The sequence below is a fragment of the Chryseotalea sp. genome, assembly GCF_057350905.1.
Window position 1 is genome coordinate 68,437 of the sequence record NZ_JBMRCF010000016.1, and the last position, 13,764, is coordinate 82,200.

Consider the following 13,764-nt stretch of genomic DNA (forward strand, 5'->3'; position numbering starts at 1 on the left):
TTATCTTTGCACTATTACAAAGCTAACTCCGACCGAGAATTGAATTTAGCAAAAAATATCAAAAACATTGCACAGGAAGTATTACGAAACGAATCCTTAGCTGTGCAACGGCTTATAGACTATTTGGACGAAAGCTTTGAAGCTTGCGTTCACGCTATATTGGCCAGTAAGGGACGTGTGGTAATCACAGGTATAGGTAAAAGTGCCATCATCGCAAACAAGATGGTTGCTACTTTAAACTCTACCGGAACACCATCGCTTTTTATGCATGCAGCAGACGCTATCCATGGCGATCTGGGTATGATACAAAAAGAGGATATTGTTATCTGCATTTCAAAAAGCGGCAATACGCCTGAAATAAAAGTATTAGTGCCCTTACTAAAACGCAGAGGTTCCCAACTTGTTGCGTTGGTTAGCAACACACAATCTTATTTGGCAAAGCAGGCAGACTTCATCTTAAATGCAACGATTGGTGAAGAAGCATGTCCAAATAATTTGGCGCCAACCACCAGTACCACTGCACATTTAGCATTGGGTGATGCGCTAGCTGTATGCCTTTTAAAGATGCGTGACTTCAATGATCGCGACTTTGCAGAATTGCATCCTGGCGGATCTTTGGGTAAACAATTGTACCTCAAAGTAGCAGACCTGGTGGCTGGTCATGAAATACCAAAAGTAAAGGCAACCACTCCTCTGAAAGAAGTGATACTTGAGATCTCCTCCAAGAGACTAGGCTGTACCGCTGTTGTTGATGATGGCGATCATTTGTTAGGCATCATTACCGATGGAGATTTGAGAAGAATGCTTCAGCAGGATGTTGATATCAGGGGTGTAAAAGCAGCTGACATCATGACACGCTCGCCCAAAACCATCGCTTTAGATGAATTTGCGGTCAAAGCCTTACATGTAATGCAGGAGAAAAGTATTACCCAGTTGGTAGTGACTGACAATGATAAAGTTGCAGGATTTGTGCACCTTCACGACCTACTTAAAGAAGGTATTGTGTAAAGTGACTTTAAATGAACCAAACACTTCTTAATTTTCTATAACATGAACAAGGATTTGTATGTAGTGCTTATGGCGGGTGGCGTTGGCGTTCGCTTTTGGCCGTATAGCCGCAATGCTAAACCAAAGCAATTTCTAGATGTGCTGGGCTCTGGCAGAACCCTTTTACAATCAACCTATGATAGATTTCTCCCGCTTTGTCCGAAGGAGAACATGCTGGTTGTAACACACGAAGAACATGCAAAGCTTGTGCAGGAACAACTGCCTGAGCTAACTGAAAATCAGATACTCGCAGAACCGATGCGGAAGAATACAGCGCCCTGTATTGCGTATGCAAGCTATAAGATCAGAAAAATGAACCCCAATGCAATTGTGGTAGTAACACCTTCAGATCAACTTGTTTTAAAAGAAATAGATTTTCAGGAAGTAATCACCAAGGCTGCCGGTCAGGCTTCAAAGCAAGATAAACTGATTACATTAGGCATTAAACCCACCAGACCTGAAACAGGCTATGGTTATATTCAATTCATAGAAGCAAAGGGGTTTATTAAAAAGGTAAAAACCTTTACAGAGAAACCAGCTTTAGCTATTGCCAAAAAGTTTTTAGAGAGCGGTGATTTTGTTTGGAATGCAGGAATCTTTATCTGGGGAGTGCAGGCGATTGTTCATGCCTTACAAACTTATCAAAGTGAGTTATCGGATGTGTTTGAAGATATTGAAAAGGACCTAGGAACGGCTCAGGAAAAAATGGCGATTGAACAAGCCTATGGTCAATGCAAAAATATTTCGATTGACTATGCCATCATGGAGAAGGCAGAAAATGTCCATGTTTGTTTGGGAGATTTTGCCTGGTCAGACTTAGGTTCATGGGGTTCTATTCATGAGATATCACAAAAGGATGAGCATAATAATGCTATTCAGGCGCAGGCATTAACGTATGATACCCGTAATTCAATCATTAGAGGTTCAAAAGGAAAATTGATTGTAGTGCAGGGACTTAATGGTTACTTGGTAGGCGATTTTGGAAACGTTGTAATTGTTTGTGAGAAAGACAAAGAAGAGCAGTTTCGAAAATTTGTGAATGATGTGAAGGGTTTGCCCAACGGCTCAGAATTTATATAAACACGGTGTAGGGTGGAGCTTAGAGATATCGTTGTAACGCCCCTGCTACTGGTAATAGTCCTGCTGGTATCACTCTATATTAGAAACAGGATTCAGGATCCGATTTTGCGTAGCTATTTTATGCCAGCGCTCTGGTTAAAAATTTTTGGAGCCTTGGCTTTGGGCTTCATCTATCAATTTTATTACAGTGGTGGAGATACCTATAACTACCATACTTTTGGCAGCAGAATTATTTGGGAGGCTTTTACTGAAAATTTTTCATCCGGATTTAAACTTTTATTTACGGAACCGGGGGCCCATCCTGAGGTTTATCCGTATTCGCAAAGAATTCCTTTTTACTATGATGAAAAGTCTTTTTTTATAGTGAGGATCGCTGCATTTTTTGACTTATTTACTTTCTCCGCTTATTCTTCAACAGCTGTTTTTTTTGCAATATTTGGCTTCGTTGGCGCGTGGGCATTTTTTATTACCTTTTTTAAGCAATTCCCCCATTTGCATAAATGGATTGCAATTTCTTTACTCTTTATTCCCAGTGTAATTTTTTGGGGTTCAGGCGTTTTGAAAGACACGATTACGCTTTCTGCGTTGGGTCTATTAACTTATTCCATTCACAAGGTCTTGATAGAAAAGAAGTTGGGAATTGTTAATGTGATTTTACTTCTGTTTAGTGCTTGGATTATTATTCAGGTTAAAATGTATATCATACTTTGTTTCCTACCGGCCGCTTTTTTCTGGGTTTATGCTAAGCAGCTCTTTACTACAGGTTCCTTTGCAGCCCGTGTTGTGCTTGCACCCGTACTGGTTCCTTTTGTAATTGTTGGCGCTTATTTTGGCGTTGCAAAGATTTCTGAAACTGATGAAAAGTATTCACTGGATAAAATTGCACGAACTGCACAGATAACAGCCTACGACATAAGATACTGGACGGGTAGAGATGCGGGTTCCGGTTATACCTTGGGAGAGCTTGATGGCACCTTTACTGGTATGCTTGCCCTTGCACCCAAAGCTGTAAATGTTTCTTTATTCAGGCCATATCTTTGGGAAGTCAAGAATCCACTCATGCTGTTGAGCGCTATAGAGAGCTTTCTTTTTTTATCCATCACTGTTTTTTTGTTGCTCCGTTATCCAATGGCATTTATTAAAGCATTTAATGATCCGAATATTTTGTTCTGCTTTATTTTCAGTTTAGTGTTTGCCTTCGGTGTTGGTGTTTCAACTTTTAATTTTGGCACCTTAGCCAGGTATAAAATTCCATTGTTGCCTTTTTATGCACTAGGATTGGTTTTAATGATCAACAAAATAAGACAAGCTAAAGAAGAAATTATTAACTAATTATTTAAACTATTTAAAAAGGCTCAAAAATCTCTCTTTATTCGATTTTACAGAATAATATCTTTTAACAGTTTCAATAGCTCGTGCGCCTAGGCGTTCACGTAATTTTTTTTGATCAATTAAATCAGAAAGTATTGAAAACCACTCTTCATCTGTTTTAGCAAGAAAACCATTGAAACCTTGTTGAATAATGGAAGTATTAACGCCAACAGGAGATACTACAGCAGGGATACCCAAAGACATGTATTGAAGTGCTTTAAATCCACACTTACCTTTTGTCCATTCATCATCGGGAAGTGGCATGAGCCCGATATCTATTTGTTGCAGGTCTTCTATTTCAGTTTCCTCTCGCCATTGTACAAATGCCAATTTCTTTAGACTAAAAGATGGCGCACGATCAGCAATTACCAGAAAGGAAACATTTATAAACGCTTGCTCTACTCTGTCTAAAATATGCGCTATGTTTTCAAGGTACTTTAAAGTTGTATGCGAGCCTGTCCATCCTATAACAATGTTATGATTTTGTTGATTTTTCTTAGTTAATGTTTGTAGTCTTTCGGTATCTATTGTTGTAGGGTTTACTAAAACATTAGAATTGAATTGTTTTGCATAATTGGCTAAGTAAAAATTACCACAGCTAATTTTGTAGCTCCAGGCACAAATTTGAGCAACCTTACTTCTGGATTTAATAAATCTTTCTAATCGACTTTCTTGCAGTTTATCTGTAAGCCATATGGCATCATCAAAATCATAGATGATTTTTTTTCTCAGTAACTTGGCAAGTATCCATTCGAAAATTGGTGGGCCTATGGGGCTAGCCTCTCTGTGAATAAAAACAAAGTCATAGTCTCGTGCCTTGAAACAGTCAATAAAACGGATAATTAAGCCGCGTAACAATGCTGCAATTTTGTTTAACAGATTCCCCGATTTATGGAATAACCTCCAATTGTAAGCGTTTAGAAATGAGGAAACATGATAGATATGACCTTCAATTGAAAGACTTTTAAAGTATTGCTCAAAACGAAATCTTTGGGACGGTGCCTCACCAGTAGGGTAGGGTACAATAAATAGAATTTTCATGGTAACTTTACATAAAGTTGCAGAATTGTAGCCAGAAAACCTTTTCTGAGGGAGTGTAAATGACTAAAGCATGGAAGAACCTGTTGAGTATATTATCGAACCTGGTGGTTCCAAATTGTTTCAGTGGAAAGAGCTGTGGCGCTACCGTGAACTATTTTATTTCTTTACATGGAGAGATGTAAAAATAAAGTACAAGCAAACGGCTCTTGGCTTTCTATGGGCAGTCCTTCAGCCTTTATTCATGATGCTCATTTTTACTTTTTTCTTTGGTAAGGCGCTCAATATTCCTTCTCAAAATTTGCCCTATCCTGTTTATGTATTTTCAGGGTTACTCGTTTGGAATATGTTCTCTACGGGACTAACAAATGCCTCGAACAGCATGGTAAACAATGCTTCGATTATTAAGAAGATTTATTTTCCCCGTTTGATTATACCTGTATCATCTATACTGGTGGCGCTTTTTGATTTTCTGATGGCATTTATGCTATTCGTCCTATTATTACTATACTATCAGCAACCACTTGGTTGGTCCGCAATTATACTTTGGCCAGCAGGTTTAATAATTACCATTATTGCTGCCCTGGGTATGGGCTCCTGGCTGGCAGCCCTTAATGTTAAGTACAGGGACTTTAGGTATGTAATTCCCTTTTTGGTACAAGTTCTTTTCTTTTTGACACCAGTGATCTATCCTGTTTCGATGTTGAAGTACCCATTGCTGCAATATTTATTAGCCTGTTCACCCATGTATGCAGCCATTGAGCTGTTTAGAATGCCCCTAACAGGTTTGTATCCTGAGCCGATGCTATTAACCGTTAGTTTGGCATCAGGGTTGACTATACTCTTTGTGGGATTGGTTTATTTTAAGAGAACAGAAAATTTCTTTGCAGATTTTGCCTGATTTTAAAATAAAAATTAAAACAATAAGCGTAGAAAATACTTGCCCCTTACATAGAGCTAAACAATTCATTAGCTTTATTAGTAATTTATAACTGGAAATCCTGAGGTGAAACCCATTTTAGAAGTAAGCAATATTTCAAAAAAGTACAGAATCCAACATTTATCCGGGGGCTACTTAAGCTTGCGCGAAAGAATGGCGAATGCCCTAAAATTTGAAAAGAATAGCACTGAAGATTTCTGGGCATTAAAAAATGTTTCGTTTTCTGTTAATCCCGGAGAGTCAATCGGCATTATTGGGCGTAACGGTGCTGGTAAATCGACTTTACTAAAAATTTTATCTAAGATTACTCCACCTACAAGTGGAAGCATAATTTCTCGTGGTCGTGTGGCAAGTTTGTTAGAAGTAGGAACAGGGTTTCACCCCGAACTGACAGGCAGGGAGAATATCTATTTTAACGGCTCTCTTTTGGGTATGAAACGCTTTGAGATAGATTCAAAATTTGATGAGATTGTTGATTTCAGTGGAGTGGAGAAATTTTTGGATACGCCACTCAAGCATTTTTCAAGTGGTATGCAATTGCGTTTAGCATTTGCTGTTGCAGCCTTTTTAGAGCCAGAGATCTTAATTATTGATGAAGTATTGGCTGTTGGCGATGCTGAATTTCAAAAGAAGTGTTTGGGTAAGATGGAGGATGTGAGTAAAAGTGGAAGGACAATTTTGTTTGTGAGTCATAACTTAGCAGCTGTACGAGAGATGTGCAGCAAAACAATTCTATTGAATAGTGGAATTTGCGAATTAATAGGTGATAGTAAAGATATCATTGAGGCGTATTTGAAAGATAGAGTTGATGGACAATTTTATGAAGGAAAAGCAAAATCTGACGCTCTCTATATACAGAAAGTCTATACTAAACGCCAGAATAATGAATTAACCACAAGTTTTTTCGATAATGATGCCATTGTTGTTTGCATTGAGACCAACAATTCGGGAATAGAACTTAATGTTACTGTTGGAGTTGCATTGCGAGATAGACTAGGGAATAAATTATTTACAAGCACAAAAGATTTTAAAGCTAATACAGGGCAACAAATTCATACAGTGACAATTCCCAAGCAGCTACTACTTTCGGGAAACTATACATTTGACACTGCTATTTTCATACCGAATGGAAGTGTCTATGACTATGCAAGAGAATGCATTTCAATTCGAGTTGATGATTATGAGTCAGATCTTGCTATTTACGGAAGTTCAGATATTGGCACAATAAAAGTAGACTGTGTATGGACCTAAACTTGTTTGCGAAAAAGGTACTGGTTAGCATTGATAAGTTTGTAAAAAGAATAAATGTGAAGTTGCATTATTGGACTATGTCAGTGGATCCTAACATTGTCATTAGTTCAACCTCTAGAATTGATGTTTCATCTAAAATTCAAATAAAATACGGAGGATCAATCGTAATCGGTAATAATTCTGAAATACTGGAAGGTGTTATTATACAAACATACGGAGGGATAATAAAAATTGGAGATAACTGCAGTGTCAATCCTTATACAATTATATATGGGCATGGAAATACAACTATTGGTGACAATGTTCTAATCGCGGGTGGATGCATGATTGTTCCGTCAAATCATAATTTTTCAGATCTAGATAAAAATATCAATGAGCAAGGGAGCAAATCAATGGGGATTGTAATTGAAGATAACGTCTGGATTGGTCATGGCTGTTCCATTCTGGACAATGTCCTAATTGGAAGAGGATCAGTGATAGCGGCAGGATGTGTCGTGAATATAAATATTCCAGCATATTCAATAGTAGCGGGTGTGCCTGCAAAAATAATAGCGTCCAGAAAATGAAAAGGCTTTTCAGCATCTTTAAACTATATAGCTTTCGGGAAAGGATTGTTTTGGGCTATGCCTTAGTTGTGGATTTTTTCCATAAGCAAATCCCCAAAAAAATTTTTTTGACTAAGAATTTTTATGACCAACTCATAAAAAAAGGCGCTCATCTCCGGAGAGATAATGATGTTTTATTTATTAAACTCGATACGCAAAATTATGGTCTTCGAATGGAGGGATCTGACTTTGAAGTATTTAATCAGATAATTGTTAATGAAGAATTGGCATTTGTTGCTGGTCAGATAAGGAGCCTAAATATAAGTAATCCAAGGATTATGGATTGTGGTGCAAATATTGGATTGAGCACACTTTTTTTAAAATTTCATTTTCCAGAATCTGAGATCATTGCTATTGAACCTGACAGTGAAAACTTTAAACAGTTGTGTGCAAATATAAAGCTTAACGAATTGACAAATGTTAACCCAATTAATATTGGGGTGTGGTATAAAAGTGATTTATTATACCCAAACCATAATTTTAGAGATGGCGCTAACTGGTCTTTTGCTTTAAGCAAAACTGAGAATTCTTCAGAAGCATCAATTAGGGTTGACTCTTTAGAGAATATTGCCAAACAAAATAATTGGGGTAGAATAGATGTCTTAAAGATTGATATTGAGGGATCAGAATTTGATTTATTCCGCAATTTAAGTTCAAGTCAGAAAGTACTTGATACTGTTAAAGTAATCTCGGTTGAAATCCACGAAGAAGTTGGTAGTAGATATGAGATTGAAGCTATACTGGTGAGCCAGGGATTTACCATCTATCGCTCTGGTGAACTTTCTATTGGTGTTAGAATGTAAGCTGACAAATTTTTAGTTGAGACATTTTAAATTACAATTTTGGCACATTTCCATAATGATATGTTTACAGTTTATCTATGAAGTCGGTTTAATGAGTTTAGTATGCGGCCAATGGTTTCAGTTTTAATGCCTGTATACAATGCAGAAAAATATCTAGCACACTCTATTCAGAGTGTGCTAGATCAATCATTTACTAATTTTGAATTTTTGATCTTTAATGACGGGTCTACAGATAACAGCGCTAAAATAATTAATTCCTTTAATGATGAAAGGATTAAATGTTTTCATTTCTCAGAGAATAGTGGTTATGTACATCATTTAAATGCCGGTATAAAAATGGCTAGTGGTAAATACATAGCTCGAATGGATGCAGATGATTTGAGTTTGAAAGATCGTTTTAAAAAACAAGTGGAATTCCTTGAAATGCATACAGAATTTGGGATTTGTGGGACTCAAATAGTCTTGATAAATGATGAAGGTGCTATTATAGAACGACCTTTTATATATGAAGATGACGACAACCTTAGACTAAGGCTGTTGATTAACTCATGCTTTGCTCACCCCACGGTGATGATTAGAAAGTCAATTATTTCTGGTAACGGATTTGAATACGATTTTGATCTAATGCCTGCAGAAGACTATGCGCTTTGGTATAGAATTTCTACTAAAACGAAATTGACCAATTTACCAGAGATATTGGTACAGTACCGCATGCATAGCGGGCAGATAACCCAATTGAAACAAAAAAAACAGCATGAATCAATTAGTAAAATTCGCTATTCAATTTTGCGCGACTCTTTGAAATTTGATTTTTCAGATAGAGAATTTATTCTTCATAATTCTTTGCTTAATAGCTCTTATACTCTTTCTCGTGAGTATGTAATGGATGCAAGGAAATGGTTTCTTCGTTTAGTTGAGCAGAATCGAATACTGAAAACTTATAACCAAAATTTATTTGAAGATAAAGTAAAGAACCTCTGGTTTTCATTATGCACCCACTCTTATAAATTGGGATTTTGGATTCTTTTAACTTATTTTTTTTCAGGTACATTAAGAGGTGGAGGCTCTTTCAACAACCGTATTAAATTTCTATTTAAATCCTTATTTCGGTTTTCACCTTTCAAAGCAAATGGTATACAGGCATTATAAGCAAAGTGTAATTAAGCCATAGTGTTTACATGGTAATTAGAGTTTTAAAATGGGTACAACAATCTGTTAAATCCCAAATGAGATTTTTGAAATATCCATATTGGGTGATTGTAAGGATATTGTATAAACTTAATGTCTTAAAAGTTTGTGAAATTCCAATTATAATAAATAACTTCAACAGACTTACCTATTTGACAACGCTAGTTAGTTCTCTTGATAAGTGTGGGTACAAGAATATTGTTATTATAGACAATAATTCTACTTACCCCCCCTTATTGGATTATTATGAGGTTTGTAAGTTTAAAGTCATCCGATTGGATAAAAATTATGGCTATTTGTCATTTTGGAAGGCAGGAATATATAAAAAGTATAAATGGAATTACTTTGTGTATACAGATTCAGATGTTGTGCCTGTCTCAGGTTGTCCTGCGGATTTCCTTGAATATTTGAAATCGGTACTGGATAAGCATATGCATTTAGATAAAGTAGGGTTAGGGATTAAAATTGATGATTTGCCAGATTCATTTGTTTTAAAAGATAAGGTAATTGAGTATGAGAAAAATTACTGGAAGTATGAAGTAAAACCAAATATTTATAGAGCACGTGTTGATACAACTTTTGCGCTATACAAACCATTATCAAATTTGAAACATGGGTATGTCTCTACACTATCCGCATATAGAACAGGCTTTCCTTTTATGATAAAACATTTGCCTTGGTATGTTGATTCAAGTAGATTAACGGATGAGGAAAATTATTATTTGCAAACAAGTGATAATTCTTCGAGCATTGCTGTGCAGTTGAAAGGTGAAGGAACTGTATACTAATTTATTTGTCGAGTAATTTCAATTGTATTTACTAGTGTTTTTGTGGTTGAAATAAAAAATTTGTAAAAGATATGCTTAATACCGGACTTGTTGCTCGAGCCAGAACAATTTTTGATGAGTTGAGATATAACGAAATCAACTATGTTCCGAAAAAAATGATTACACCTCAAAATTTGATTCAATCAAAATCGCAGGCCTGGGTAGGATTGGAAAAAATTATCTTTGATATTATCGAGTTCTCTGGAATTGAGGCAAATACCATGTTGGAATTTGGAGTGGAGTTTGGCTATTCTACAGCGGCATTCGCTAATTATTTTAAAAGTGTTACTGGTGTGGATATTTTTACTGGCGATTCTCACGCAGGTTATCATGGTGATATTTACAATGACACCAAAACTAATTTGAAGGACTTTTCTAATATAGAATTGATAAAAGCTGACTATAAGGATTACATCAAAAAGGACGCAAGAATGTATGATCTTATCCATGTTGATATCATTCATACGTATGAGGACACTTATGCCTGTGGTCTTTGGTCAGCTCAGCATTCAAAGTGTACATTGTTTCATGATACACAGAGTTTTCCAGATGTTAAAAAAGCAGTTGCTGACATTGCTAAAGTCACTAATAGGAAGTTTTATAACTATAGAAAATCCAATGGTCTGGGAATTGTTATTTAGGCATACTTATGGTGAACCAGATTATTAATTTTTTACACCGCAGAAGGCTTCATGGGTTTAACTGTATACTTAGTGTTATTTTTTATTTTATAAAAGGTTATGGGTATGTTAGGGTAAGATACTATCCGTATTATAGAGCTTATGAATTTAAAGTAAGAGGAATTTCTTATTTGTCATTAGGTCCAGGTTGGGCTTATTCATACGATTATCTACATAGTTTATTGGTAAAATCTTTTTGTTTTTTTTATCAACCTAAACCTGGCGATTGTATTGTGGATATTGGTGCGGGTCTAGGAGAGGAGTCGTTAATACTTGCTCAGATGGTGGGCGATGCTGGATCTGTTTTTGCGGTGGAGGCCAATCCAATAACATATGCTGCACTCCAACATATCGTAAATGTCAATGATTTTTTCTGGGTAAAACCACTTAATCTTGCTTTATATAAGGAGAATGGTTTCGTTAACATTGAGGATGATGAAAATAACTATCTTGGGAATACCATTAATAAGCAAAATGGACAAAGAGTATTTAAGGTGAAGGCTCTTACACTTGACAGCTTAGTACAAGAGAATAATATTAAACAGATTGACTTCTTAAAATGCAACATTGAAGGGGCAGAAAAATTTTTAATAGAGGGAATGGGTTCTAGTACATCTATAGTTAAGAATGTCTGTATTTCTTGCCACGACTTTAGACACACCCAACATGGGCATGGCGAGTTCTATTTGACTAAGTCTGTAGTAACAAAATTTTTGATGGAACAAGGCTTCGAAGTATTAACACAGAATTCCGGAGTCCCTCACATAGATGATTTTGTTTATGCAAGGCGTAAGTGATACAACCCTCCAAACGGATAATACTTTAGTATCGGTTATTGTTCCAAGCTATAACCATGAGAAATTTCTTCAACAGCGTATTGAGAGTATATTAAATCAAACATATCCCAATGTTGAAGTTATTATTTTAGACGATAAGTCGACTGATGATAGTATTTCTATTATTAATCATTATAAGACAAATCCAAAAATCAAGCATATAATTATCAACGAGAAAAACTCAGGAAGCCCATTCTTTCAATGGAAAAGAGGCATTGACTTAGCAAGGGGTGAGTGGGTTTGGATAGCAGAAAGTGATGACTATGCAGATGTCCTTTTTTTAGAAACCCTTTTGCGTGCGACATTAAATACTCGGAATACTGGTTTAGTCTATTGCGATTCCTGTGTTGTGGAGAATAGTCATTCAACGAATATTTTTTTTGCAGATTTAAAGAACAAAAAATTGGGTACAAATCGGTGGTCAATGAACCATTCTGAAGACGGTTTGAAGGAAATTGAAAATTATTTATTGCCGTATGGAACTATTAATAATACAAGCGCCACATTATTTAGACGTGAGAACTTAGTAAATTCAAATCCCTTTGATATAGACTTGAGATATCTTGGTGATAAGTACACTTTCATAAAGATTCTGGCAAAGTCAAATATTGTTTACGTGGCTAAGCCCTTATCATATTACCGAAACCCGTTTGATAATAAGCATATAGATAAGCCAACCTCTTTTTTTAAAGAACATTTTCTAATTTTTAATTGGGTTGCGAGAAATGTTAAATTAGACAGATATAAGTTTATCAGATCTGTTTATTTGAACGCTCAGGTTTCTTTTTTTAGTAATATTGATACAAGTAAATTTCATCTTTTTCGTAGGCTATTCTGGCTAAATCCATTGCTATTTTTAATTACGGTCTTAACAAATTTGTATAGAGTTATTTTTTATCGGCCTTTCCAGAGAAATTAATTTACGATATGTCAAACATATTATTTTATACACCTTTTAATCAACGCTCGCGAGACACAGAATCACTTATGCTTGCTCTGCGAGATAAAGGACATCGTGTAATTTCCTTAAATCAGACCACTGGATTAGGATTTCATGACTATCTTAAACTACAAGGCATTGAAGTTTATACAAAGAAATTCGCTAATCCTGGAAGTGTAGTATACTATATAAAGCATGTTGCTTATTTAATCTTCTTTTGCTGGAGTAAACGTATTTCAATTGTGTATTCTCATCTGGAATCAGCTAATTTGGTGGCTGTTTTGGCGCAATATTTTATTCGGAGTAAAGTATTCGTTATACGGCATCATGCAGACTATTTTAGTTTAACTAATAAGGATTCACTTTTTTCGTATAGAATTATTTACCGTTTTGCGAAAAAGATTATTGTCGTTTCGCGTCAGGCAAAAGATTTTATGGTAAAGTTTGAAGGTGTTGAGCCAAGTAAAATTATCCATATTAACCTGGGGTATAATTTTACCCTATTTCAAAAACCGAAAGCCGAAATTAGAAGTCGACTTAAACAAGAAATTGATGCAACCCTCACTCTTATTACTGTAGGCAGATTTATTTCCATTAAGAGAACAGAACTATCTATATTGCTATTAAAATCGCTGCTTGAGCATGGGTATAATGCAAAATTAGTTTTGCTGGGCACAGGTGAACTAGAACAAAATTTACGAGATTTAACCAGAGAGCTTGGTTTTGAAAATAGAGTATTATTTAAAGGACATGTAGACAATGTTTTAGATTATATTTCGGTAGCTGATTTTTTAGTTCATCCATCCATTTCTGAATCAAGTTGCGTTGTAGTTAAAGAGGCGGCTGTCGTGAATGTTCCGGTTATTGTTTGTGAGGGAGTAGGTGATTTTGATGACTATATTCAATCGCACTCCAATGGGTTCTTAGTGGCAAAAGATAAGTTTGTTGAAGAGGGAGTAAAAATTATTGAGGATTATTCTACTAACCCTAATAAATTGGAGAATGTAAGAAATAAACTTTGGGAAGATATTTCTGTGATTTTTTCAGTTGAAAAAACAGTTGAAACCTACCATGCCTTATCAAAATGATTGACACGTTAAAAAAGTTAGCAAAGTACCTTCGGTTTTATGGAGGTAATTATTATTGTATTGTTTGTAA

Annotated in this window: 14 protein-coding genes; 13 read left to right on the forward strand and 1 reads right to left on the reverse strand. The window is 35.7% G+C overall.

Annotated elements, in window-relative coordinates; translation table 11 throughout:
* Window positions 1-39: 39 nt before the first annotated feature.
* The 3 genes from ACO1XM_RS17810 to ACO1XM_RS17820 are packed head-to-tail and all read left to right on the forward strand — an operon-like array spanning window position 40 to window position 3,459.
* Entirely contained in the window at window positions 40-1,008 is a 969-nt protein-coding gene (locus ACO1XM_RS17810) for a KpsF/GutQ family sugar-phosphate isomerase (RefSeq protein WP_486231561.1), read from the forward strand.
* 42 nt (window positions 1,009-1,050) lie between these two features.
* Window positions 1,051-2,127 carry a mannose-1-phosphate guanylyltransferase gene (locus tag ACO1XM_RS17815; protein ID WP_486231491.1) on the forward strand — a complete coding sequence of 359 codons (1,077 nt, stop codon included), beginning with the start codon at window positions 1,051-1,053 and terminating at the stop codon, window positions 2,125-2,127.
* 12 nt (window positions 2,128-2,139) lie between these two features.
* The gene (locus tag ACO1XM_RS17820; protein ID WP_486231493.1) at window positions 2,140-3,459 is read left to right on the forward strand and encodes a hypothetical protein; all 1,320 of its coding nucleotides are present in this window, start codon (window positions 2,140-2,142) and stop codon (window positions 3,457-3,459) included.
* 9 nt (window positions 3,460-3,468) lie between these two features.
* Here ACO1XM_RS17820 and ACO1XM_RS17825 read toward each other — a convergent pair whose 3' ends face one another.
* The gene (locus ACO1XM_RS17825; protein WP_486231495.1) at window positions 3,469-4,539 is read right to left on the reverse strand and encodes a glycosyltransferase family 4 protein; all 1,071 of its coding nucleotides are present in this window, start codon (window positions 4,537-4,539) and stop codon (window positions 3,469-3,471) included.
* A 70-nt stretch (window positions 4,540-4,609) separates the two neighbouring features.
* On the opposite strand from ACO1XM_RS17825, the gene ACO1XM_RS17830 reads away from it, so the two are divergent.
* The 10 genes from ACO1XM_RS17830 (at window position 4,610) to ACO1XM_RS17875 (ending at window position 13,694) form a co-directional block, all read left to right on the forward strand.
* Window positions 4,610-5,437 carry an ABC transporter permease gene (locus ACO1XM_RS17830; RefSeq protein ID WP_486231497.1) on the forward strand — a complete coding sequence of 276 codons (828 nt, stop codon included), beginning with the start codon at window positions 4,610-4,612 and terminating at the stop codon, window positions 5,435-5,437.
* A 105-nt stretch (window positions 5,438-5,542) separates the two neighbouring features.
* On the forward strand, window positions 5,543-6,727 hold the full coding sequence (locus ACO1XM_RS17835) for an ABC transporter ATP-binding protein (RefSeq protein ID WP_486231499.1): 1,185 nt from the start codon (window positions 5,543-5,545) through the stop codon (window positions 6,725-6,727).
* Complete coding sequence (locus ACO1XM_RS17840) at window positions 6,718-7,293, forward strand: acyltransferase (RefSeq protein WP_486231501.1); 576 nt, start codon at window positions 6,718-6,720, stop codon at window positions 7,291-7,293. Before ACO1XM_RS17835 ends, ACO1XM_RS17840 begins: the two co-directional genes overlap by 10 nt.
* On the forward strand, window positions 7,290-8,135 hold the full coding sequence (locus ACO1XM_RS17845; RefSeq protein WP_486231503.1) for an FkbM family methyltransferase: 846 nt from the start codon (window positions 7,290-7,292) through the stop codon (window positions 8,133-8,135). Before ACO1XM_RS17840 ends, ACO1XM_RS17845 begins: the two co-directional genes overlap by 4 nt.
* Window positions 8,136-8,246: 111 nt before the next feature.
* Complete coding sequence (locus tag ACO1XM_RS17850) at window positions 8,247-9,284, forward strand: glycosyltransferase family 2 protein (protein ID WP_486231505.1); 1,038 nt, start codon at window positions 8,247-8,249, stop codon at window positions 9,282-9,284.
* A 29-nt stretch (window positions 9,285-9,313) separates the two neighbouring features.
* On the forward strand, window positions 9,314-10,111 hold the full coding sequence (locus ACO1XM_RS17855; RefSeq protein ID WP_486231507.1) for a glycosyltransferase family 2 protein: 798 nt from the start codon (window positions 9,314-9,316) through the stop codon (window positions 10,109-10,111).
* A 71-nt stretch (window positions 10,112-10,182) separates the two neighbouring features.
* Window positions 10,183-10,791, forward strand: coding sequence for a class I SAM-dependent methyltransferase (locus ACO1XM_RS17860; RefSeq protein WP_486231509.1), 609 nt, complete (start codon window positions 10,183-10,185; stop codon window positions 10,789-10,791).
* A gap of 8 nt (window positions 10,792-10,799) precedes the next feature.
* On the forward strand, window positions 10,800-11,627 hold the full coding sequence (locus ACO1XM_RS17865) for an FkbM family methyltransferase (RefSeq protein WP_486231510.1): 828 nt from the start codon (window positions 10,800-10,802) through the stop codon (window positions 11,625-11,627).
* Window positions 11,611-12,585 (forward strand): glycosyltransferase, encoded by a 975-nt coding sequence (locus ACO1XM_RS17870; protein WP_486231512.1) that lies wholly within the window; start codon window positions 11,611-11,613, stop codon window positions 12,583-12,585. Before ACO1XM_RS17865 ends, ACO1XM_RS17870 begins: the two co-directional genes overlap by 17 nt.
* Window positions 12,586-12,593: 8 nt before the next feature.
* Window positions 12,594-13,694: a glycosyltransferase gene (locus ACO1XM_RS17875; protein WP_486231514.1), complete on the forward strand. Its 1,101-nt coding sequence runs from the start codon at window positions 12,594-12,596 to the stop codon at window positions 13,692-13,694.
* Window positions 13,695-13,764 lie beyond the last annotated feature (70 nt).

What these genes read in the sequence shown, in the direction of transcription:
- ACO1XM_RS17870 (WP_486231512.1), top strand. Translation starts at nt 11,611, where the DNA reads ATGCAAGGCGTAAGTGATACAACCCTCCAAACGGATAATACTTTAGTA.
- ACO1XM_RS17830 (WP_486231497.1), top strand. Translation starts at nt 4,610, where the DNA reads ATGGAAGAACCTGTTGAGTATATTATCGAACCTGGTGGTTCCAAATTG.
- ACO1XM_RS17855 (WP_486231507.1), top strand. Translation starts at nt 9,314, where the DNA reads ATGGTAATTAGAGTTTTAAAATGGGTACAACAATCTGTTAAATCCCAA.
- ACO1XM_RS17840 (WP_486231501.1), top strand. Translation starts at nt 6,718, where the DNA reads ATGGACCTAAACTTGTTTGCGAAAAAGGTACTGGTTAGCATTGATAAG.
- ACO1XM_RS17860 (WP_486231509.1), top strand. Translation starts at nt 10,183, where the DNA reads ATGCTTAATACCGGACTTGTTGCTCGAGCCAGAACAATTTTTGATGAG.
- ACO1XM_RS17865 (WP_486231510.1), top strand. Translation starts at nt 10,800, where the DNA reads ATGGTGAACCAGATTATTAATTTTTTACACCGCAGAAGGCTTCATGGG.
- ACO1XM_RS17825 (WP_486231495.1), bottom strand. Translation starts at nt 4,539, where the DNA reads ATGAAAATTCTATTTATTGTACCCTACCCTACTGGTGAGGCACCGTCC.
- ACO1XM_RS17850 (WP_486231505.1), top strand. Translation starts at nt 8,247, where the DNA reads ATGGTTTCAGTTTTAATGCCTGTATACAATGCAGAAAAATATCTAGCA.
- ACO1XM_RS17845 (WP_486231503.1), top strand. Translation starts at nt 7,290, where the DNA reads ATGAAAAGGCTTTTCAGCATCTTTAAACTATATAGCTTTCGGGAAAGG.
- ACO1XM_RS17875 (WP_486231514.1), top strand. Translation starts at nt 12,594, where the DNA reads ATGTCAAACATATTATTTTATACACCTTTTAATCAACGCTCGCGAGAC.
- ACO1XM_RS17815 (WP_486231491.1), top strand. Translation starts at nt 1,051, where the DNA reads ATGAACAAGGATTTGTATGTAGTGCTTATGGCGGGTGGCGTTGGCGTT.